This window comes from Cohnella kolymensis (assembly GCF_000829465.1).
In the GTDB taxonomy this organism is placed as follows: domain Bacteria; phylum Bacillota; class Bacilli; order Paenibacillales; family Paenibacillaceae; genus Cohnella; species Cohnella kolymensis.
In genome coordinates, this window is sequence record NZ_JXAL01000022.1 from 26415 (window position 1) to 46908 (window position 20494).

At 44.3% G+C, this 20494-nt stretch carries 23 protein-coding genes and 2 pseudogenes; 21 read left to right on the forward strand and 4 right to left on the reverse strand.

Annotated features, from left to right (window positions below; genetic code table 11):
• Positions 1 to 1449: a peptide ABC transporter substrate-binding protein gene (locus SD71_RS13645; protein WP_152619461.1), complete on the reverse strand. Its 1449-nt coding sequence runs from the start codon at positions 1447 to 1449 to the stop codon at positions 1 to 3.
• A gap of 471 nt (positions 1450 to 1920) precedes the next feature.
• On the opposite strand from SD71_RS13645, the gene SD71_RS13650 reads away from it, so the two are divergent.
• The 6 genes and pseudogenes from SD71_RS13650 (at position 1921) to SD71_RS13670 (ending at position 5600) form a co-directional block, all read left to right on the forward strand.
• Positions 1921 to 2157 carry a DNA-binding protein gene (locus SD71_RS13650; RefSeq protein ID WP_152619473.1) on the forward strand — a complete coding sequence of 79 codons (237 nt, stop codon included), beginning with the start codon at positions 1921 to 1923 and terminating at the stop codon, positions 2155 to 2157.
• A gap of 89 nt (positions 2158 to 2246) precedes the next feature.
• Positions 2247 to 2600, forward strand: coding sequence for a hypothetical protein (locus tag SD71_RS13655; RefSeq protein ID WP_152619462.1), 354 nt, complete (start codon positions 2247 to 2249; stop codon positions 2598 to 2600).
• A 369-nt stretch (positions 2601 to 2969) separates the two neighbouring features.
• Positions 2970 to 3647: an IS21 family transposase gene (istA, locus tag SD71_RS13660; protein ID WP_268747748.1), complete on the forward strand. Its 678-nt coding sequence runs from the start codon at positions 2970 to 2972 to the stop codon at positions 3645 to 3647.
• A gap of 244 nt (positions 3648 to 3891) precedes the next feature.
• Positions 3892 to 4260 (forward strand): heme-copper oxidase family protein, encoded by a 369-nt coding sequence (locus tag SD71_RS13665; protein WP_041064147.1) that lies wholly within the window; start codon positions 3892 to 3894, stop codon positions 4258 to 4260.
• Between the two features lie 60 nt (positions 4261 to 4320).
• Positions 4321 to 4452: a hypothetical protein gene (locus SD71_RS25615; protein WP_268747745.1), complete on the forward strand. Its 132-nt coding sequence runs from the start codon at positions 4321 to 4323 to the stop codon at positions 4450 to 4452.
• Positions 4453 to 4933: 481 nt separating this feature from the next.
• Positions 4934 to 5600 (forward strand): annotated as a pseudogene (locus SD71_RS13670) (Type 1 glutamine amidotransferase-like domain-containing protein).
• A 373-nt stretch (positions 5601 to 5973) separates the two neighbouring features.
• On the opposite strand, the pseudogene SD71_RS13675 reads toward SD71_RS13670, so the two are convergent.
• Positions 5974 to 6516: pseudogene (locus SD71_RS13675) on the reverse strand (IS110 family transposase); the annotation flags it as partial.
• Positions 6517 to 6680: 164 nt separating this feature from the next.
• Between SD71_RS13675 and SD71_RS13680 the strand changes: the two are divergent.
• From SD71_RS13680 to SD71_RS23125, 4 genes are all read left to right on the forward strand, one after another.
• Positions 6681 to 7178: a GNAT family N-acetyltransferase gene (locus tag SD71_RS13680; protein ID WP_082034241.1), complete on the forward strand. Its 498-nt coding sequence runs from the start codon at positions 6681 to 6683 to the stop codon at positions 7176 to 7178.
• Positions 7179 to 7401: 223 nt separating this feature from the next.
• A complete protein-coding gene (locus SD71_RS25620) occupies positions 7402 to 7533 on the forward strand; it encodes a hypothetical protein (protein WP_268747746.1) in 132 nt (43 codons plus the stop codon).
• A 34-nt stretch (positions 7534 to 7567) separates the two neighbouring features.
• Positions 7568 to 8992 (forward strand): amidohydrolase family protein, encoded by a 1425-nt coding sequence (locus tag SD71_RS13685; protein WP_052476250.1) that lies wholly within the window; start codon positions 7568 to 7570, stop codon positions 8990 to 8992.
• A gap of 64 nt (positions 8993 to 9056) precedes the next feature.
• The gene (locus SD71_RS23125; protein WP_082034243.1) at positions 9057 to 9218 is read left to right on the forward strand and encodes a CDGSH iron-sulfur domain-containing protein; all 162 of its coding nucleotides are present in this window, start codon (positions 9057 to 9059) and stop codon (positions 9216 to 9218) included.
• A gap of 736 nt (positions 9219 to 9954) precedes the next feature.
• Here SD71_RS23125 and SD71_RS13690 read toward each other — a convergent pair.
• Positions 9955 to 10464: a DUF6273 domain-containing protein gene (locus tag SD71_RS13690; RefSeq protein WP_152619464.1), complete on the reverse strand. Its 510-nt coding sequence runs from the start codon at positions 10462 to 10464 to the stop codon at positions 9955 to 9957.
• An 80-nt stretch (positions 10465 to 10544) separates the two neighbouring features.
• Positions 10545 to 12032 carry a glycan biosynthesis hexose transferase WsfD gene (wsfD, locus tag SD71_RS13695; RefSeq protein ID WP_041064156.1) on the reverse strand — a complete coding sequence of 496 codons (1488 nt, stop codon included), beginning with the start codon at positions 12030 to 12032 and terminating at the stop codon, positions 10545 to 10547.
• Between the two features lie 667 nt (positions 12033 to 12699).
• Here wsfD and SD71_RS13700 point away from each other — a divergent pair.
• From SD71_RS13700 to SD71_RS13745, 11 genes are all read left to right on the forward strand, one after another.
• Positions 12700 to 13101: a VOC family protein gene (locus tag SD71_RS13700; protein ID WP_326998752.1), complete on the forward strand. Its 402-nt coding sequence runs from the start codon at positions 12700 to 12702 to the stop codon at positions 13099 to 13101.
• Between the two features lie 115 nt (positions 13102 to 13216).
• Entirely contained in the window at positions 13217 to 13366 is a 150-nt protein-coding gene (locus tag SD71_RS23135) for a hypothetical protein (protein ID WP_200889604.1), read from the forward strand.
• Positions 13367 to 13671: 305 nt separating this feature from the next.
• Complete coding sequence (locus SD71_RS25920) at positions 13672 to 14424, forward strand: J domain-containing protein (protein WP_052476251.1); 753 nt, start codon at positions 13672 to 13674, stop codon at positions 14422 to 14424.
• Positions 14425 to 14451: 27 nt separating this feature from the next.
• A complete protein-coding gene (locus tag SD71_RS22330; RefSeq protein ID WP_052476252.1) occupies positions 14452 to 15867 on the forward strand; it encodes a DnaJ domain-containing protein in 1416 nt (471 codons plus the stop codon).
• 22 nt (positions 15868 to 15889) lie between these two features.
• A complete protein-coding gene (locus SD71_RS13715) occupies positions 15890 to 16669 on the forward strand; it encodes a tyrosine-protein phosphatase (RefSeq protein WP_041064158.1) in 780 nt (259 codons plus the stop codon).
• A gap of 176 nt (positions 16670 to 16845) precedes the next feature.
• Entirely contained in the window at positions 16846 to 17574 is a 729-nt protein-coding gene (locus SD71_RS13720) for a hypothetical protein (protein ID WP_041064162.1), read from the forward strand.
• Positions 17575 to 17716: 142 nt separating this feature from the next.
• The gene (locus SD71_RS13725; RefSeq protein WP_041064165.1) at positions 17717 to 18568 is read left to right on the forward strand and encodes an S-layer homology domain-containing protein; all 852 of its coding nucleotides are present in this window, start codon (positions 17717 to 17719) and stop codon (positions 18566 to 18568) included.
• A complete protein-coding gene (locus SD71_RS13730; RefSeq protein WP_041064168.1) occupies positions 18543 to 18725 on the forward strand; it encodes an S-layer homology domain-containing protein in 183 nt (60 codons plus the stop codon). Before SD71_RS13725 ends, SD71_RS13730 begins: the two co-directional genes overlap by 26 nt.
• Positions 18722 to 18955 (forward strand): S-layer homology domain-containing protein, encoded by a 234-nt coding sequence (locus tag SD71_RS13735; RefSeq protein WP_041064171.1) that lies wholly within the window; start codon positions 18722 to 18724, stop codon positions 18953 to 18955. Before SD71_RS13730 ends, SD71_RS13735 begins: the two co-directional genes overlap by 4 nt.
• A gap of 90 nt (positions 18956 to 19045) precedes the next feature.
• Complete coding sequence (locus tag SD71_RS13740) at positions 19046 to 19798, forward strand: YveK family protein (protein ID WP_041064389.1); 753 nt, start codon at positions 19046 to 19048, stop codon at positions 19796 to 19798.
• Positions 19779 to 20471, forward strand: a complete 693-nt coding sequence (locus tag SD71_RS13745) for a CpsD/CapB family tyrosine-protein kinase (protein WP_041064174.1) — start codon at positions 19779 to 19781, stop codon at positions 20469 to 20471. Before SD71_RS13740 ends, SD71_RS13745 begins: the two co-directional genes overlap by 20 nt.
• Positions 20472 to 20494 lie beyond the last annotated feature (23 nt).

Consider the following 20494-nt stretch of genomic DNA (forward strand, 5'->3'; position numbering starts at 1 on the left):
TCATACTCTTTGCTTTCCCATAAGCCATAGTTGTTCGGGCTGCCGATCGTCCACATGTCCAGATAAGTCATCGGGTCGGCATAGTCGGGCCCAACGGGTAAGTCCAACTTGGTAATTACCTTCCTGCATCAGCTCGACGCGGTTCTTCTTGGGCTGTGACTTGAGTTCAAAGCTGACACCCGGCAGGGTGCCTTCGATTTCAGATTGAATAAACTGCGCGACATTGGTTGCGGATTCCGTATCTTCGAACAGGAGTTCAAGCTTGATCGAGTCAATGCCAAGTTCTTTCTTTGCCGTTTCCCAATATTTCAGTGCCGCGGCTTTGTCGGTTGAAGGATAGGTACCGGCAGTTTCCCGATAATCTTTACCGTCCGGACCGGTTGCAAGAAGCGTAGGAACGGCGAAATCGGCTACGATCGCGCCATCCTTCAGAATATCGTCAACGATGGCTTTTTTGTCATAGGCCAACGACAATGCCTTGCGCAGGTTCAGATTCTCTAAGCCGGGAACCTTCTGATTGGGAGACAGATACCAAAGGTAACCGGCCATGATATTCTGATAATCCTGGCTTTGCTGATAGTTGACAATCTGTTCCCCGGAGAGCTTCACATAGTCGAGATCGCCTTTCTCATAAGCCAGAATCGATTGCTGGGTGTCTTTGATAACCTGATAGTTCAGGCCATCCACTTTTATTTTGCCGGCGTCGAAATAATCCGGGTTTTTCTCAAGATAGAAGGTAGTTCCACCAACATCCCAGGTTTTCATTTTGAAAGGACCATTGGCCAGCAGCGCGTCGGCTGTCAGAGCGTATTCGGTGCCTTTTTCCTTATAGAAGGCTTCGTTAATAGGATAGAAAGGGGGGAAGGACATCAACGAGTTGAAGAAAGGAATCGGACGGTCGAGCTCGACAACGAGCGTCTTATCATCAGTTGCTTTGACGCCCAATTCATCGATGGTTTTTTCGCCGGCTACGATCGCATCGGCGTTTGTAACCCCGGCCACGCCCATAATGAAACTGTACTCGCTTGCGGTTTCGGGGTTGACCAGACGCTTCCAGGCAAATTCAAAATCCTTGGCTGATACAGGGGTTCCGTTGGACCACTTGGCATCGCGAATGGTAAAAGTGTACTTTAAGCCATCGGCGCTCATATCAACCTTCTCAGCCATGGCCAATTGAGCCACACCAGCGGCGTCAATCGTATACAACCCTTCCATGGTCGCGGCAATGACCTCGAACGACAAGCCGTCGGTTGCAATGGCGGAGTCCATGGAGGCTAGCTCGACATCCTTGCCAAGGTTGATGACCTTCGCTTTGGCGGGACTGGGACTAGCTGACGGCGAATTGGTCGAAGCAGGCGCGGAAGCGGTTTCACTTGGCTTCGAACTGCTGCAGCCGACAAGCAATAAAATGACCGAGAAGATTGCTAAAGTATTCTTTACACTTCTCAAAACTGTTTCCCCCCAGATAATATATTAAAAAGGTTAAAAATCCCGTACAAAAAAGGTTATTAACCATTTCCCATAATTATACAAAGACGTTATTTTAACGTCAATCATACATATTTTATGGTTTAAATGGAAGTCTTTGTGGTTGGAGCGAATTGACTTCTGTTTTACCGTTTTATTAGCACTGTTATAAAACAAAAAATCCCCCGCTAGGCGATGGCACTTCAACCGGGACAAATGCCGGCAGAAACGGCAGCCTGTTCCGAGTAACATCATGATGACAATACACTCTGGAAGCCACGCAGGACTGCCTATTTTTATAAAGCTAACGGGTACGATAAAGGAAATTGGACGTTGTTCAAGAGCGTTGACTTCACTTTTAGGATAAGCCTTTATTTGGTGGTATAATGGAGTGACTCAGCAGCTTATGAATAAATCTGCTGAGCATAGAAAGGTTGAAGACTTATGCCTGTATTGCCCGTATTTCAAGACTGGAACCAGAAAGTGAAGAAAACCTTTAACGCAACCAGTAATGAATTGGTTTTGACGGTTAAAGAGGCGGGAGACTCATTAGGTCTTTCTAAGGATGAAATGAAAATATTTGTGAATAAAAACAGTTTGACCAAAGTCCCCATCATGAGAAGTACGAATAGGTACTTGTTGTTGAAAACTGAAATAGATGATGTCGTGGCCTATACTTCGCAGGCATGAACAAGACACCAAGAGGTGTCTTTTTTTCTATGAAAAAGCTTATAGTGAGCGCTTCTAGGTTTCACTTTATGAGGAGGGAAGATATACATATGAAGCGTATCATCATCATTTTGTGTGTACTCACGATTATTACTGCCTGTTCTGGAAAAGGCGGATTAATATCTAATGGATCTGAGTCCTCCTCTAGTTATCCAAGTGCGGTTGCTTGGAACAATACGCTCTATGGTCTTTCCATAGCAGAAGTACCCGTCAAAGATGTAGGCAAAGAACTCGGAAGGATTGATCGTGTTCAATCTCCAATGCCGCTCAATAACGGAGAGTCAAATGACAAACCAGTGGGAACAACACTATTTGAAATAATAGGGAAAAGCACTCAAGAAGAGATTGCAATTAAAGTTGGAGACGTTTTTTTTAGTGCATCAAAACTTGGTCCGCTGAAATAACTTGCTTATCGTGTCCCTAAACTAAAGTGGGAACGATAGTGGAATAAGCCGCTGATTCAGCGGCCTTTTTGCTTTTGCAGCTACCGGGCAGTTATGAGTAATAAAGGAAAAGGTAAGAGGATTAGCGAAATTAGGGTTTATTATCATTTGGGGAGGGCGCTAGATGAATCCGGGTTGGAGAGACATAATCATTGCTATTATGGACAGAGGAAATCCAGGCCCCTGCCCAGAGTGTGGTGAGAAGTGTGATGATCGGTTGTAAAATCCTCAATATCATCGATTGAAAATTCCCCACCAAAAGCCGACATTCTCTCCGAGAGGAGAGAGTCGAGATTGGTTAAGAACGGGGAGTTTTTTCGTATGAAAGACATGAGGCAAAGAGCAATGAGCATAAGTCAAATCGCAGAGGAACTGGGGCGAGATCGAAAGACTGTGAGGAAGTGGTTGGAGCAAGACCAGCCAAGTAGCTATTCACAGCGTAAAAGTACTGCCGGAAAGCTAGATGGCTACAAGGATTACATTCGGAACCGCATGACAGAGGGTTGTCTAAACGCTATGGTCATTTTGGACGAGATCCGTGAGAGAGGCTACACCGGGAGCAGCACAATCCTTCGTCTCTTCATGCAGCCGCTTCGCCCAACGATGCAATCGAAAGCAACCGAGCGGTTTGAGACTAAGCCGGGGCAACAAACACAAGTGGACTGGGGACATTTCAAAGTCCAGCAAGAAGACAGATTCAAGCGGTTATATGCATTCGTCGCGGTCCTCGGTTACTCGCGGACTATGTATGTTGAGTTTACTGAAGATGAGCGACTCGAAACACTAATGGGCTGTCATACCCGGGCTTTCGGTTACTTCGGCGGAGTTACGCAAACCTGCTTGTATGACAATATGAAAACTGTCGTTGCCGGTCATGACGAAAACGGCGAGGTTCTCTGGAATGAGCGGTTCGCGCGCTTTGCGGATCATTACGGATTTATACTCCGGCGATGTAAACCGTATCGCGCCAGGACACTGGCTGACCTCATAATACGACGGGTACAATAGTTTAATAAAAATGAGCAGCTGGCCGAAACTCGGTGCTGCTCATTTTTTGTGCAAACAGGGAAGGATTGTTCAATATCATTTAGGCTCAACTTGGTTGCACGAGTTTATAAGTTTTCGGAAAGTGCTCATTTAAAGGTACTTACTTCTGTGACAAGCAGCGAAAAATTGTATCCAATATTATCTAAACATGTGCTACGATGATGAAATATCGATTGCTTTATCATCATAGTTGGGAGGATTATACATGAGCGTACGGTTTATTAAGGCGGCCGTCATTTATTTTTTGATCGGAACGATTCTTGGATTAGTCATGGGAAGCACCCAAGCTTTTGAGTATACTTCGGTCCATGCACACATTAACTTGGTGGGTTGGGCTTCGTTAGCCATCATTGGCCTTATCTATAAGGCGTATCCGGAATTAGGAGACGCGAAACTTGCGAGGATCCAGTTCTGGCTGCACAACGTCGGCCTGCCGATGCTGATCGTGAGCATGGTCATCTTCACGACGGACAGTCATGAGGTTGGAATACCTTTTGCAGTGCTTGGCGGTCTGCTCATCATCGTGTCAGTCATACTGATGACAGTTAACGTGTTTAAGCGGTTGAGGTCATAAGATATAAGGCAGAAGAAGCGTATACACTGCTCTGCCTCAACGGGTACGATAGTGGAATACATGGCTGCATCAGCGGCCTTTTTCATTTGTTCAGCTAACGTGATCATCACTGAACGAGGTACCCATTTTGCAGCAATGGAAGCGCCGGATCTTCTGGTTCCGGACATTCAATTCTTCCGCCGTTACCGCTAAGCTAAGTAATGAAGACCGATAAAACAGGGTGGGGGCTGCAAGTATGAATTCAGTGAAAAAGACCCGAAACAAGGGGCCGGCAAACGGAGAAGAACCTGCCAGCGTACTCAGTTCACGCGACTTAAATGGTGCAGAAAGAGGATACTATAATCGTCAAAAAATATGCCTCTGCCTTCGCAGGAACATCTCTAGCTTCACTTTTAACTGCGAGTACTCCCATCGTACAGAGGCGCTCTTTTATTTTCAAATTCCAAATTATTCGTTCCACAGGAATTCTAACGGGTACGAAATAGTTCAATGACACCAGGCTGCCGACATTCAATCGGCGGCATGTTCAGCTATTGGGCAGATTAATTTAGTAATGGTAAGGTGAACCGTATCACCAGTAACGGCAAATTTACGCGTAGCGCCAAAATGGTATAATATAGAAAATCCTGAAGGATTAAACGTCAGACGAACACAAAGACGAGGAGTTGAAGTTATGAAATTTCTACTCACATCTGGAGGCATCAATAACAAAAGCATACACGACGCGCTGGTTGACATGCTGGGCAAGCCGATCGCCGACTCCAACGCCCTGTGCATCCCCACCGCGATGTACGGACACCCCTGGGTCGGCCCCGGCGTCAAAGCCTGGCAGTTCATCAGCGGGAATTCCGAGGATCGCATGGTCGACCTGGGCTGGAAGTCCGTCGGTGTGCTGGAGCTCACAGCGCTGCCAAGCATCGACGAAGACCGCTGGGTGCCGCTGGTCCGGGAGACGGACGTCCTGCTGGTGGCGGGCGGCGACGCCTCTACCTGTGCCACTGGATGCGGAAATCCGGATTGGCAGACCTTTTGCCGTCGCTGCGCGCAGTCTATGTGGGACTGAGCGCCGGGAGCATGGTGATGGCACCTAACATTGGTGAATTCTTCGTTGGCTGGACTCCACCGGGCGGTGGCGATGAAACGCTGAGACTGGTCGATTTTCAATTTTTCCGCACCTGGATCACGAGATGCTGCCGTATAACACGATGGCTGCAGCAGAGAGATGGGCCGCCGGGATGCAGGGGCCAGCGTATGCAATTGATGATCAAACCGCCATCAAAGTAATCGATGGAGCTGTCGAAATTGTATCCGAAGGGCATTGGAAACTGTTTACGCCATGATCTTACTATGCTGCTAGCTTCTTGGTGCAATCTCGAATGCACCGAGTACTTTAAATCGATTAAACTCCCTCGGTTTGATTCGATTTTCTCACTTAAGCTCGTGTATTCGCAGGATTTCATCTTCCATAGAATCGGATAGCGAAAGAAAGAGAGTTCATTTGGTAAGCTTATTCGTTAGAAGGCATGCGGGAACAGTGGTTGAGGTTGCCTCACCCAATTCGTACCATATGCTGCACGTATTCTCCACGATGCCCTTAGCGATTTTCACTCCCATGTCTCAACGGGTCAAACGCCCTTTCATTCCTTCGTCACATCTATCTAAGGGGTGGAGGTCGGTCTTTCTAACGGAACGGGTCGGAGCCCTTTTGCGTAACACAATGTCGACCCAACGGTGGATTTGATTCACTGCACTTACAAGCCGCTTAACAACCGTTTCTCGGTTTGACATCAGGACTCGCAGCTCTTCGTATTCAGCGGAATGGAAACGGACAGGGGAGTAGTAGCCGTTTTTCACCATGTCAGCAATTACAAGCGCATCCTTTTTGTCACTCTTAGATCGTGTATTGTCGCGGTTTTCTTTGTTCTTCTTGACCAGGTGAGGGTTAACAAGGACTGCTTCAATCTTTTTATCTTTAAGCCAATGAGCAAGGCTGAGCCAATAGTGGCCTGTCGGCTCCATGCCGACGATTATCTTGTTTAGCTTATACAAATCTAGTAAATCGCGTATCCAGCGATCGAACGAGCGGAAGCCTACTTCATCATTACTAAATTCCAAAGGATTACCCAGAGCAATGCCGCGGAAGTTCACAGCCCTAGCAACGTGGATCTCCTGTGCGATATCTACACCGACAACTAGGTGATTAACGGTAATGTTTTCAATGAGTTGATTTTGCTTAACTTGTGACTTAAACTTCATAGTAGAGCGACCTCCTGATGTGGGATTTTAAGGGCTGTAGACCCGTTGCGTACTCCCATCGTACAGAGGCGCTCTTTTATTTTCAAATTCCAAATTATTCGTTCCACAGGAATTCTAACGGAAACAATAGTTCAACTAAAAAAAACTAATTTTTGGGGTGCAACGTGGATAATGACGTGTTTTTGCGGGATATCCAAGCAGATGACCTGCCGATTTTTTTTGAACAACAACTAGACGCAACCGCCAATTTTATGGCAGCATTTACTGCTAAGGAACCAGGAGATAAGGATGCTTTTAAGGCGCATTGGGAGAAGATAATAAACAAAGAAACGATTATTAAGAAGACGATAATATATCATGGCAAAGTGGCAGGACATGTTTCAAGCTTTGAACAGTTCGGCGAACAGGAAGTAAGCTACTGGATCGGACGACAATATTGGGGACAAGGTGTGGCGACTAAAGCACTCTTTCAATTTCTAGATTACATTAATGTTCGTCCCCTTTATGCTCGCGCAGCGAAGGACAATACTGCTTCTATCCGAGTTTTGCAAAAATGTGGATTTAAGATTATAAGTGAGGACAAAGGATTTTCCAACTCACGTTCAGAGGAGGTAGAAGAGTATATTCTAAAGCTATCCTCATTGCAAGCAATCGCGGACTAAACTAACGGGTACCGATAGCGCAATAAACGGTAGGGCTGCTGCGGCAGTCTTTTTTTACGGAGCAGTAGTCATCAGTAAAGCTTGCTGCCGATATATAAAATAATTGGTCTATGATGAACAATATCGCTTTTATGTTGAGGAGGATTTGAGATGGCGGAAATAACGGTCAGCGTTAATTTTACAAACAAAAACTAGCGTGAGCAGATACAAAGGAGGATCACCGATGAACCTTGCCAACAAGATCACATTGACACATCCTGCCATGACATCAATAAGGGAGTATACTGATGATCAAAAAAATGCGGTTCCTAATCTTGTCCGCTATAGTGGCATTGTGCGGGTGCAGCTCAGTTGAGACATCTTCACCTACTCACAACACAGCGGACTGTGTGGCCCAAATCAAAGAATGGCGTTCACTGAATGCGTCGAGCAATTTACCGGAGAAATATGCGAGTTTACACGTGATTGATACTCACAACCATGATGCGAATTCATACGAAGTGTCGCTCCCTCTTTGGGATAAGTTTCATATTGAGCAAGTTACACTATTAGGACATGTATCGAGGGAAACTTCGGTTCTAACTGATGAGTTGGCTTGGAAAGCTTATTCGGAGCATCCTGATAGGATCTTTCCTTATTTTTCAGGAATCAACATTTTTGAACAAGAAGGTATAGATAAAACGCGTGAGAATTTAGAAAAAGGCTTTATGGGAATCGGAGAATTGGCGACTTCCTCTACTTCGCCGATCATTCAGACAGCAGAATGGAAAGCCGATGATGCAATGGACGGAAAGTTGCCCGAAATTTATGAAATGGCAGGAAAGTATAAGGTGCCGGTCCTTGTGCATAATGATTTGAAGGTGGAAAAGCTCGAGGAGGCATTGGACACATTTCCAAAGACAAAATTCATTTTTGGTCACCCGAATGTGACAAACAGTCCGGAGCAAATCGACGAACTCATGAAGAATCATCCCAATTTATTTTTTGATATGTTTGCGGGCTATACAGCGTACAATTCCCGTGACCCTTATGAATTAAAAGACTACGTGGATGTTATCGAGAAATATCCCAATAGGGTATTTCTTAGTACCGACTCGGGCATTGAGTTGAAATATGAAGATGCAATGACGGCGTTGTATGAATTAATTGATCTTTTGTCCCCCGAAACGGCATGTAAAGTATCACATGAGAATTTTTTAAAAATAATGAATGAGCAACCGGTTACTTCGACCCAGCGCGAACGGATTAAGGATCTGGCAGTGAAGCTTGGAATCTCGTATAAAATGCCCGAAACGAAGCACGGTGCTAACAAACTGATCTTCGAACTTACTCAACGCACCAGCGGCAATACGGATACAAATGTACAAAACAGACATGTCCCGGCTGTTGATTCTGTCAATTCAAAGGAAATAGGAAAACTCTCTGAAGCCGATATCGTTGCAATTTCGAGGGATCTGTTAACAAAATTAAATGAACGTTTGTGGAGCAAGGATGCAATGGTGAAAGCAAGGGATGATTGGGATGATTACTACAAAGAACTGTTTTTCCCAGAAGCACTAAGTTCCGCAGCACAAGCAAGCTACCAAAACCTTCCTGAACTCAATAGCTACGAATATAAAAGACCGTCATTTCAAAATGAAGAGGTTAAAAGCAAGGCAGATTTCTTTGTTTACACGGGAGAAATGAATGAGGTTCTGAAAAATTCCCAAGGGGAGTCTCCTTTCCTGACCTTATACAGGGTATGGATCCGCCGTGATAGCGATACCAAATCCTATAAGATCGAAAAGCTTCTGGGAGTAGATATCAAAAGGTGATGCGGATAGCTCGTTCTGCCATAAGTGCACGATGGCGGCTCGACTTTTTCCGTGATCGCTTCGGGTGACGGGGCCGGTCCAGTTGGTGGATGCAGAAGGCAACCCGTTCGAGCACAAAGAATCGTTCTCGCTGTGCCGGTGCGGGGGTTCCGGTAACAAGCCATACTGCGACGGCACGCACAAGTCGATTGGCTTCGAAAGCTCGCCGAGAGCGAAGAAGGAATAGTTCTTGGCAAGCGACAACCCGGTCTCGAGACGAGACCGGGTTGTTTGCAAGAATAATTCCCTAACAAGAACCCTTGATCTGTTTCTTTCGCTCTTCTAAATCAGAGCGTTTTTGTTTCGCCATTTGCTCCCAACGCTCGGAAAGCGAATCGCCGGTTTCAAATCCTTCTAACAAAACTCATAATACGAACGGGTACGATAAAGTCACGGATTAGTACGCAGCGGCGGCCTGATCAATGGACCAATCATTCAGCTAACATGGGAAATAAGATATGTGAATTATTCTCCTCCAATTCTTTTTTTCCTACTATCTGGTCTGAATCAGTTTTGTTGAAAGATAAAAGAACCTGTACTCATTGCACGAGTTCGTATAGAGATACGTCCTGATTGAGTAATGCCAATTCGGGCTATGCCAAATGGTCTTACTGTAATGGACTCAATCCCATTGAGGAGCACAACAAAGGAATTTCGGCTATTGTTAGAAATTGCAAAAGTTCCACTCAGTGTTCTGGGAAGTACAAGTAATGTTTGGGTACTTGAGTTTGGTAAGTTAAACGAACCTGTAAAGGAAAATCGACGCATGTAGTCCCACCCCGCTTCTGAATTCTAATATTTAGACTATTCACAGAAACGGATTATGCTTGGATGCTTATAGCGTCGATATTTATTAGCGCCGCGGTTTTTTTGTATTATGGATATAACGTTCTTACTTTTGTTTAGTGTATACGCCGCGTTGGTTATTTTGCCCTAACCCACATGACCGGCCGTATACCCAGTACAGTATCCACCTTTCGATGATATACCTGATAATCAGAAGAAACTATGCGCGCTTTGTCGGTGCTGCTGTAATAAGGGGTGGAAAGCCAATAATCAATTGGCAAAACAGAAGCGGTCTTAGATATATCAAATAGCAGATCCACATCATCTATAGACGGCAAGGTTAAATAAGCTGAGTATATCTTCCGAAATGCCCGATTACTGTCCTGAGAAACATATTTAATAGGCGAAAACCAGTAATGGGGCCGATCCCCGCCATCAGCTTGTTGCCAGTTTTTTTCGTTACTAAACGCAGGATAATCTGCTTTTTGAATGCGATTCTTCTCGTCATGCGTAAACCATATATCTATTTTGGCATTCAAATTTTTTTGAATGCTGGCTTTTGCATAATCGTTAGATCGTTGATCATACGCACTACGATATAACGCCTCTTTAGCGATAACCTTTACCCAAACGTTGCTTTTCTCCAAAACATACCATTTAATGGGTTTACCATCTATGCGGCCTAGTGTTATGGTTTCCGGATTGCTCGGATATAAGGAAATGACGACTAAAAAAGGCACGGAGCAATGCCAATTCGTCTAAAAGTTCGGCTTCTAAAATCAAGATTGTCCAACACTAAAAGGAAAATCAGGATATCCAAATGCACATTAAATAAAAACATGTGCTTTTGCAAATCCGCGTTTCCGTTGCTCACAATAGGGATTATGAATTGTCCCGCTGCTGCACCCAAAAGCGCCAACCTCAGCAAGATGCTGTATAAGCTAGCCTTTTTCCTAAATAAGGCAATCAAATTTACTAAAGTCAGGGCCAAGACAATGGATAAAAATACAGAGGCAAAGCCAGAAAAACGCTTTCTGATGCTCTCCCAAACATTCATTCTAAAATCAAACAATAAGTCCGCTCGCTCGTTTGACAAATTAATATTGGTTAAATAGGTGGGCCTAAGAGGTAAAGCCGCCTCGGCACTTACATCCAGCTTTTCAGCAAAAAAGGCAGGATGGGTCAAATAATATTTTAAAACTTCGATTTTGCTTATTCGGTCAAAAAACAAAGACTGAAAGTCTGAATCAAAATTGTTATAGGGATTTAAAGGGTGTTCAACGTAGGCGTTTATGGATTCCACCTTGGACAGTTCAGGCGGTAAACCCAGATCTTTGGTGGCCTGTTCCGGCATCGGATTGTTGTATAAAACGCCAAAAAAAACAGCTTGAAACGTGGTAACATTTTTCATCCATTCGGGCGCTTGCTTCACATAATTGTAGGATGCAAAAAGCATAACCACTACTGAAACGCAGATAATGATTTTTTTCCTCATCCCTTCATTTTTGATCGCATAATAAGCGAGGGGGACGGACAACAACAAAGTTGAGGGAAAGTTGGCCGGTTTTGAGCCGGAAAATATAAACAGTGACAGGATCAAACCTAAATAGACAAAATAGCTGTGTTTATCCTTTTCAAGATATAAAAGCAGGACAAAGGATAAAATTAGAAAAAATAAGTGTAGTTGATTCTCCAAAAAAAAGAGTTGAAGTAAACCAAATAGCCACAATCTAAAAAAAATAAAAGCAAAAACAATTTTAACGGCAATATTGGAATACGTATTGTTTTTCCACTTTTCCTTCAGAAACAAAACCAGGGCAAATGCGTAAATGATAATAAATTGAACCGTTTGAAATAACATGTTAAACAAGCTGGGATCGCGTTGTACAAGTTTGTTGGCTAAGGCATTAAAAAATAGGGCTATTTTAATAAAGATAAATTGCGTGGAGTAATATCCTGCAGGATTGTCTGTAACGGGCAGAAACATATTTATAAAATACTGCACAATTGTGGTGGGGTTGGATATCTTATACCCATATTCAGCACTAAAATACTTTAAACCACTGATAGAGGTCAGCCCAAATGCTCTCATCGTCCTGTTAAAGTCGGAATTATCGGCAAGCCCTATGGCCGTGGGCACATAAATCAGTAAGGTAATGGCGATTACAATGAAAATAAAGAGAGCCGATATTCTAATTTTGTTGGATTTAAGCAAAATATCGCTCCTCCTTATGTGAAAGCAGATCAAGTCCTTAAAATTTAAATTGTTATTCAAAAACTGTGCCCAAAAATTAGATGCGACATACTCTTTAAGCCCACAAATGGGCAGGACCGCTTTTATTCGCAATCATGGAATTCAGACTCTCTCTATTTTCAGGACCCTGAACAGCTCTGCTAATCGCGTCGAAAACTTGTTGAACTACCCTTATACGATTAGATAATATAGAAATAAAAGGAAATTTAGGAAGGACTAATGCCGTGATGCAGAGGATTAAATTTATGTATAGACAATTCTTAAGGGAACCTCTGTGGTTTAAACTTCTGATTTCTACAACCTTACTTATTTCGATCATATGTAGCAGTTCATTATTTTCGGATAATGAGTATTATCAAAGCATTGCCAAATTAGCAGCTGCTATCTTTTTTTGTACATATGGCTTTAAAATGCGCAGGAATCTTCAAATTTCCGTTATCTTCTTTGCAATGGCAGTTCTATGTTTTTATCTATCATGGCACAATTTCGAACTCGCACGTCTCTAGACTAACGGATTACGTTAGTGGAAAAACGGCTGCAGAGGTAGCGTTTTCCGTCGGAGTTATGATACTATTAAGATATGACATAATATGGATACATGACGAAAATCAAATTGAAAGGGTGTTGGATGATGGTAGCAAAATTGACGCCTTACATTTCCTCGGAGGATGCTAGAACACAAGCTGAATTTTACAAGGATTCGCTCGGGGGAGAGATCTTGTCTGTTATGACATTCGGACAGGTTCAGGGTACGACGGAAGCGAACAAGGACAAAATCATGCACTTGGTTCTGTCTGTGGCCGGGGGGAATGAGATATTCTTGTCCGATTCATTTGTACCTGTGAGCGGGGAACGCAGCATCGCCATGGCTCTCGCGTACGACACCGAAGACGCAGCACGCGAAGCCTTCACTAATCTTTTAGAAGGCGGTCAAGTTAAATTCCCTTTCGAACAGCAGGCTTGGGGATCCTATTACGGCGAAGCAGTAGACAAGTTCGGCGTCACATGGCAGATCGTGAAGCAAATGTAAGGTGAGTCCGACATCAGGCTGAACTAAACGGGTACGTTAGTGGAGCGGTTGCTGTTGGTTTACACTGTAGATATGGACGGAAACGGTGGTGCACCTAATGGAAAATCAAAGTCATATGTCTGCAACTATCCCGGATGGAGCATCGCTTGCCGTTCCGTTCGTTGGTAAAATCGTCGGACCGAATGGTAGTGTGACGGACGCTAATATCTTGTCATCGTTGCTCAACTTGGTTCGGTCGCTGTCGTGGGCAATTCAGGAGAAATAATGAGCTTAAAGGTGGGGCAACTACAGACTAGTTTGGCAGTCTTCATTCAATAACGTGCGAACGATAGTTCACAATTTGCCGCCTGCTAATAGGGCGGTTTTCTTTTGATCAGAATTCTCATGAACTATATGTCGATTTGTGTCACTTCATTTGTTCAATTTACCTACTCCTTAGAAGCAATCGTGTCGAATATCGTGAATCCATAACTAAAATGCACTATATACGATGTAAAACTGCACATGTTAATATATGGACAAATATCATCTTTTTTTGCAAAATAACAAAGTAAAAAAGGATGTGTGAATTTGAGCGGTTTTGAGTTTGTCACATGTTTAGGCTGCGGAAATGAGAATCGCGTTATTTCTGAAAAGAGGGGTTTGGCAAAGTGTGCGTACTGTCTTCAATCCCTTTCTGAAAGTACACTTTATGAAACACTCCAGATTGGAACTCAAGCAAGTGCAGAACAAATTAAACAAGCCTATCGAAAGTTGGCGATGCAATGGCATCCTGATAAGAACACGAACAATGTTGAGGTAGCAACAGCGACATTTAAACGCATTAGCTACGCTTATCAAGTGTTGTCTCAACCGGAAAAGCGCGCAAGCTATGACAGAATGCTCAAGAACAAAGCGATGGGCAGTACAGCTCCTAATCCTGAACCAGAAATGGATTATGCGCACGCCTCCAATATGTTCATCGAAGAAATGTACCGCGTCGCATTGGAACTTGCTTTCCAAAATAATCGTTGGAACGCGATTGCACCTCAATTAATCGAGAAGGGCTGCCCACCCCAAATTGCTGAAGTGATTTCTCGAGCATGTGTTGCATACAGAGAGAATGCCGTAAGAAAAGCTGCTATGGGACCTTTTATCAAAGGGTTAATCGCTTTTGCTATTGGTGGCGCAATTACATATTTCACTTACGATTCGGTATCTGAAAGCGGCGGTACTTATCTGGTGGCTTATGGGCCAATCCTTTATGGAGCTATTCAGATTATTATCGCACTAAAACATATTATAGTGGGGAAAGTCCCTAATCCTGATAGTTTCGACGCTTGATAAAAAGGCTATCTGTTGGAGGATAATATGGCATTCGTTGACTATTATCAGGTGCTTGGTATTTCAAAAGTGGCAACAACCGATGAAATAAAAAAGGCATTTAAAAAGAAAGCGAAAGAATTACATCCTGATGTCGGTGGATCTGATCGGGACTTTATAAGGATTAAACTGGCTTACGATATTTTGTCCAATCCAAAATCTCGTTACGAGTATGATGAATTAATTAACCTGAACAATCAAGAAGTAAAAAACTCACAGTCTAGTCAGCGACAAACAATGCATCAACAAGACTCAGAATCAGATCAAGTTAAAAGAGCACCTTTTGTAATATTTCATTGGAAAGCATATTTAACCGTTCTGGGTACGGTAATTCTATTACTGTTAGTGGTCAGATTTTTACAGAATCCAACAACAGATGAGTCTTTGGCTTCTGGCAGCACCGACATAAGTTACGCTTCAATCCCGAATATACTAAATACATCTTCTCCGATTGACTCGGTGTCACAGTCTACTATAGAAAACTCGGTTCAAGCTCAACCTGCTGAGATTTCCAAGGAGCAAAAGCCTTCGGAAACAGGCATTACACAGGACATGAAAAATATCATAAACAGCACAGAATCAGCGCACTTCACTTTGGGTTCATCAAAAAAAGAAGTAAAAGCCGCAATGGGCGACCCGGACACCGTTGAAAAATACCAATATGTAGGGGAAGTTTGGAGTTATGGGTCATCTAGCGTCGACTTTAATACAAAAGGCAAAGTCGAAGGTTGGTCATCTATTGATGACGGCAGAGCGTTTATGGGAAATATGAAATCTGAGAGCAGTACATTTACTCTGAATTCTACTGCGAAAGAAGTAGTCAATGCAATGGGCACTCCTGATACGGTAGAGCATTATGAGTACGTTTCAGATGTCTGGCGATATGGGTTATCCAGTGTTACGTTCAATACACAGGGCAAGGTTGAAGGTTGGACATCTATTGATAGCGGAAAGGCGTTCATGGGAAATATGAAATCTGAGAGCAGTACATTTACTCTGAATTCAACTGCGAAAGAAGTAGTAGAGGCAATGGGCACTCCTGATGCGGTGGAGCATTATGAATATGTTTCAGATGTGTGGCGATATGGGTTATCGACTGTTACGTTCAGCACGAAGGGAAAAGTTCAAGGTTGGTCATCTATTAATAGCGGAAAGGCGTTCATAGGGAATCCAAAGACAAACGCTGAAAAGATAACTGAGGGTTCGACGAAAAAGCAAGTGATTGATGCTTTGGGAACTCCGGATACCGTCGAGCATTATGAGTATGTAGGTGACGAATGGAGATACGGATCAACGACTATTGGTTTGACACAGGAGGGTCAGTTAACGGTTGGACAAATCTTAATGGGATTCAATGAGAATTCTCATCGGTTAAAAGTTTATTATGCTAAGTGCGCCATCTGATCGTCGGAGGATTCAACAATAGATGATTGATATCCATACACATATATTGCCTGGGCTCGATGACGGCGCGGATTCGACACAAGACGCTGTGCAAATGGCTAGAGCCGCCTGGGATGAGGGGATTACGACAATTATTGCAACACCCCATCATGCCAACGGTGCTTATATGAATCCAGCGGACAAAGTGATCACACAAGTGGAGCTGCTCAATGAGCGGCTGCTGGCGGAAGGTATTCCGATCAAGGTGCTGCCGGGCCAGGAGATTCGCGTTCACAATGATCTGTTGGATGCGTGGTCCAGACGAGAACTGCTCACGTTGGCATCCACCGATTATATGCTGATCGAGCTGCCGGGCCATTCGATTCCGAAGTCAATAACCTCACTCATTCATGAACTAGCCGTGGTGGGGATTCAGCCGATCATCGCACATCCGGAACGAAATATTGAAATCATTAATAACCCGAATATTTTGGCCGAGTTGATCGAAGCAGGAGCATGGACGCAGGTTACAACGCATAGTTTGCTCGGTGGATTCGGGGCTCGGGTTCAGAAGACGGCATGGTCATTGTGCAAAAAAGGGCTGATCCATCTGGTGTCCTCGGACGCTCATCATGTGAGCCGCAGGGGTTTTCGGTTAAAAGAGGCGTATGAGAGAATTTCGACAGAGATAGGTACTGAGTGGGCTGAATATTTTGAAATGAATGCTTCTCGTCTGATAGATAATAAGAGCTTCAGCAGCCCGCCAAAACAGCCAAACAAATCTAAAATATTGCGAAAGATCACAAGATTTTTCCAGAAGTAACGCCCTTTTATGGGGCGTTCTTTTTGTTTCGACAGTAGTTCTTAGCACTCGACAGTATCTCTCGTTGACAGTTTTACCAACAAATTACTATCATTAGCAACATACAGAAAATACCTTTTTATGTACATAGAGTTGATAAACTAACAAAAATTTCTAATTTAAGAGGTGGGATAGTAGTGGGTTTTAAGAGGAAATTAACTTCTATAGCACTTTCTATCGGATTATTGTTTGGTACTATAAGCTCGGTCAGCGCTGCGACGACACCTTTCCAGGATCAAGATTTCTGGAAGGAAGTGCAGGATCTGCATGGTGAGCTAATGAATGATGAGCCAGAGAAAGTAAGACTTGCACGAGATACGATTAAGAGATTGGATGATACTCATCAGTGGGAGAACATCTGGGGAGATGCGTTAGATAATTTAAAACTTGAAACCACGTTAGAAACAAGACCAAATGGTGAAGTGATTTCAGACCAAGACCTGTTCTTCCAGCTCCTGTCCGAAGTCGGCGGATTGGTATACTCCTCAGACGGTTCAACATTAGAAGCCATTCGAACAGATCGCACATATAACGCGCTTTTACAAGAAATCGCTAATGAAGCTGTCCAGGCTAAGGTAGGCGATTTAAAAGTAGATGATTTTGTAGAATTCGTATTTGCTGTTCAAGCCGCGGTCCGCAACAACGTTACAGATTTGAACAATGTAATCCAGCTTGAAAACGCAGCGAGAGTCGTGCTGGCTGACACGAGTCTCAAATTGGTTCGAGTATTCAATGAGTTATACCCTGATAGAACTCAAAAAGCTGAATTGGCACTAGCAATTTATAAATTCTTGAATTATGAAACAGTGGACGCTCAGGGCAATAAAAAAAACACCGATATTAGATGGCGCAAAGGCCTTATTTAACGCATATAAACGGCTCAACCCTCCAGTAAGTAGCGGCGGAGGCGGAGGCATCACCCCTCCTGTAACAGCCCTTGATCTTACAAACCTAGCCAAACTGCTAGACGAGATCAAAGCCAAGATCGATACGGCAAGCGGTGCTGAATTGCAGAAGCTGATCGATCAAGCGATCAATGAAGTAAGTAGAGCCGTGAACAATCTTAATAACTATGATGCAGCAACCATGAAGACCGTCGTGAATGGCCAGACAACGATTACTGTCGAAGGCACGAAACTACTCACTAACATTGAGAATATCGCAAAGATCAAAAAGCAATTGAAAGAGCTGCTGGATGCTGCTAAAGCCTCAGATCAAATGCCGGTATTGAACCTGCTGGTAGACATCGAATTCGTGCCGGAAACGAAAGTCGCATTTAACCTACCGAAGAACGTCGTAGAAAAGGCAATTGCAGCTGGACTGGATGGCGTTAAACTGGCATTTGGTTATGCGGCTGTAACCATTCCTTTCCAAGGCTCAACTTCCGAAGCGCTAAGTTTCAACATATCGATGAAAAGCGGCAAAGAAGCGAATCTTCAATCGAATCTCAAATTACTCTCACAGGTATTCGATTTCACGCTTAACATTGGGACCGCCCAAGTCACTGAATTCGAAAAGCCGCTTACGCTCGAGTTCCCTCTAAATATAGTCGGCGACACTACTGATAAAGAACTGATCTCCGTAGCCAAGATCATTGACGGCAAATTGCAGTTCCATGGCGGGGTGCTCTCAGGCACCAAAATCGTAGAACCTCGTGACACCTTGTCCTCTTACGTAGTCGTGGAGAACAAAGTCAGCTTCTCCGATATCGACAGCGTCAAGGGATGGGCCGGCCGTCAAATCCAAGTCATTGCAGCCAAAGGCATCGCCGAAGGCAAAGTTGAAGGAAAGTTCTCACCGAACGATGCAGTAACCCCGCGCGGAGTTCGCGAAGATGCTCATCCGTGCGTTGAACCTTGAGGATGCATTTGCAACAAGCAATTTCACCGATGTTAAAACCGATGATTGGTTCGCTCCGTATGCCGGTGCTGCTGTGAAACACGGCATCATTCAAGGCAAATCAAAGAACCTATTCGCACCGAACGCAACCATCACCGCGCGGAGATGGCAACAATGATTGCACGTGCGCTGAAGGCTACGAAGAAGCTGCAAGATGTGTCCAATACTGACTCGATCATCAGTACATTCTCTGATGCAAAAGATATTCACGCTTCACTGAGACTTGGAGTTGCTTTTGCAACCAGCAAAGGCTTGGTTATAGGAAACGCGGGCAAGTTCAACCCGAAATCCAACGCCAGCCGCGCCGAAGCAGCCGTTATCTTATACCGGTTATTCAACTATAAGTAAGATCCATAGGCACAGCCCCCCTGCCGGCAGCAGGGGGGACGATGTGTCATGTTCGACGCAGACAAGAAATTGCAGCAACGGAGGTTAACAATGGAATTCGAACTGAAAGATTATATCCGTATTCTCCGCAAAAGAATATGGCTGATCACGGCTTTCGTCGTTGTCGTTTCTATGTTCACTGCAATGGCCAGCTATTTGTGGCTCACGCCCGTCTATCAGGCATCTACCAAGCTGATCGTTAATAAGACCAACGAAAATGTGGCTGTCGCACAGCTCGACATCAACACGGTAAACATGAACATCCGGCTAATCGACACTTATAAAGAGATCATCAAGACACCGGCCATCATGGACAAAGTGGTCAAGGAACACCCTGAGCTTGGACTTACCTCCGCTCAGCTCACATCTCAAGTCAGCGTCAGCTCCGTGAACAATACTCAGGTGATGACTGTATCCGTACAGGATCCGTCTTACCGGAAAGCAACGGAAATTGTGAATGCCATTTCACTCGTGTTCGTACAAGAAATTCCGCAGATCATGAAAGTCGACAACGTATCGCTACTGGCGCCGGCCGACCCGAATAAAGCAGCTGCGCCAATCAAGCCGAGGCCTGCTCTTAATACTGCAATTGCGTTTATCGTTTCACTCATGATTGCTGTCGGCATCACCTTTCTCCTTGAATATTTGGATGACACCATTCGCAGTGAGGAGGATGTTCAACAACACCTAGGGATTCCGACAATTGCAATGATCCCAAGGCTTAAGGACGAGGAAACGAAATCATACGCAACGAATGTGACAGTCATCCGGGGAGGAGAAAAGAATGTCAAAGCCCATTCTTAGAACCAAAAAACGCCACATCATCGTACATAACAATCCCAAGTCTCCCGTTTCTGAGGCGTACCGCAGCTTGAGGACGAACATACAGTTTTCCTCTGTCGATACCCGTATTCAGACAATCATGGTCACATCCGCCAGTCCGGGAGAAGGCAAGTCCACAACAGCTATCAATCTAGCTGCAACCTATGCACAGGCCGAGCATAAAGTGCTGCTCATCGACGCCGATCTTCGCAAGCCTTCCATTCATCATACTTTTTTATGCTCCAACCGTTTTGGATTAACCAATTGGCTCACAAACTCGCGTCCTGTAAGTGAAGTCGTCGTTAAGACGTTCGTGCCTAATCTCTACTTGCTTCCCTCCGGCGCTATTGCGCCGAACCCTTCCGAGCTGTTGTCATCGAAGAAGATGAGTAAGCTGTTGGAAGAGTTGAAACAAGAGTTCGACATCATCATCCTGGACAGTCCGCCTGTGCTTGCCGTGACGGATGCACAAATCATCGCGTCGATCAGCGATGGAGTCGTGATGGTCGCCGATTCGGGCAAAGTGAAAATAGCAACCGCACAGAAGGCTAAAGAAAAGCTGGAGCATGTGAATGCAAAAATATTGGGAGTTGCCATCAACAACATCAAACGCAGCAGCCACGATGACTATTACTACTATTACGGGGAAACGTAAATATTTTCGAGTGTTGTGGAGGA

Coding starts and splice junctions, on each gene's coding strand:
- SD71_RS25615 (WP_268747745.1), top strand. CDS start 4,321: ATGGCTGCATCAGCGGCCTTTTTCATTTGTTCAGCTAACGTGATCATC.
- SD71_RS13730 (WP_041064168.1), top strand. CDS start 18,543: ATGCTCATCCGTGCGTTGAACCTTGAGGATGCATTTGCAACAAGCAAT.
- SD71_RS23135 (WP_200889604.1), top strand. CDS start 13,217: ATGTCTGCAACTATCCCGGATGGAGCATCGCTTGCCGTTCCGTTCGTT.
- istA (WP_268747748.1), top strand. CDS start 2,970: ATGAGGCAAAGAGCAATGAGCATAAGTCAAATCGCAGAGGAACTGGGG.
- SD71_RS13740 (WP_041064389.1), top strand. CDS start 19,046: ATGGAATTCGAACTGAAAGATTATATCCGTATTCTCCGCAAAAGAATA.
- SD71_RS13655 (WP_152619462.1), top strand. CDS start 2,247: ATGAAGCGTATCATCATCATTTTGTGTGTACTCACGATTATTACTGCC.
- SD71_RS13700 (WP_326998752.1), top strand. CDS start 12,700: ATGATGGTAGCAAAATTGACGCCTTACATTTCCTCGGAGGATGCTAGA.
- SD71_RS13665 (WP_041064147.1), top strand. CDS start 3,892: ATGAGCGTACGGTTTATTAAGGCGGCCGTCATTTATTTTTTGATCGGA.
- SD71_RS22330 (WP_052476252.1), top strand. CDS start 14,452: ATGGCATTCGTTGACTATTATCAGGTGCTTGGTATTTCAAAAGTGGCA.
- SD71_RS25620 (WP_268747746.1), top strand. CDS start 7,402: ATGAACCTTGCCAACAAGATCACATTGACACATCCTGCCATGACATCA.
- SD71_RS13715 (WP_041064158.1), top strand. CDS start 15,890: ATGATTGATATCCATACACATATATTGCCTGGGCTCGATGACGGCGCG.
- SD71_RS13735 (WP_041064171.1), top strand. CDS start 18,722: ATGATTGCACGTGCGCTGAAGGCTACGAAGAAGCTGCAAGATGTGTCC.
- SD71_RS13745 (WP_041064174.1), top strand. CDS start 19,779: ATGTCAAAGCCCATTCTTAGAACCAAAAAACGCCACATCATCGTACAT.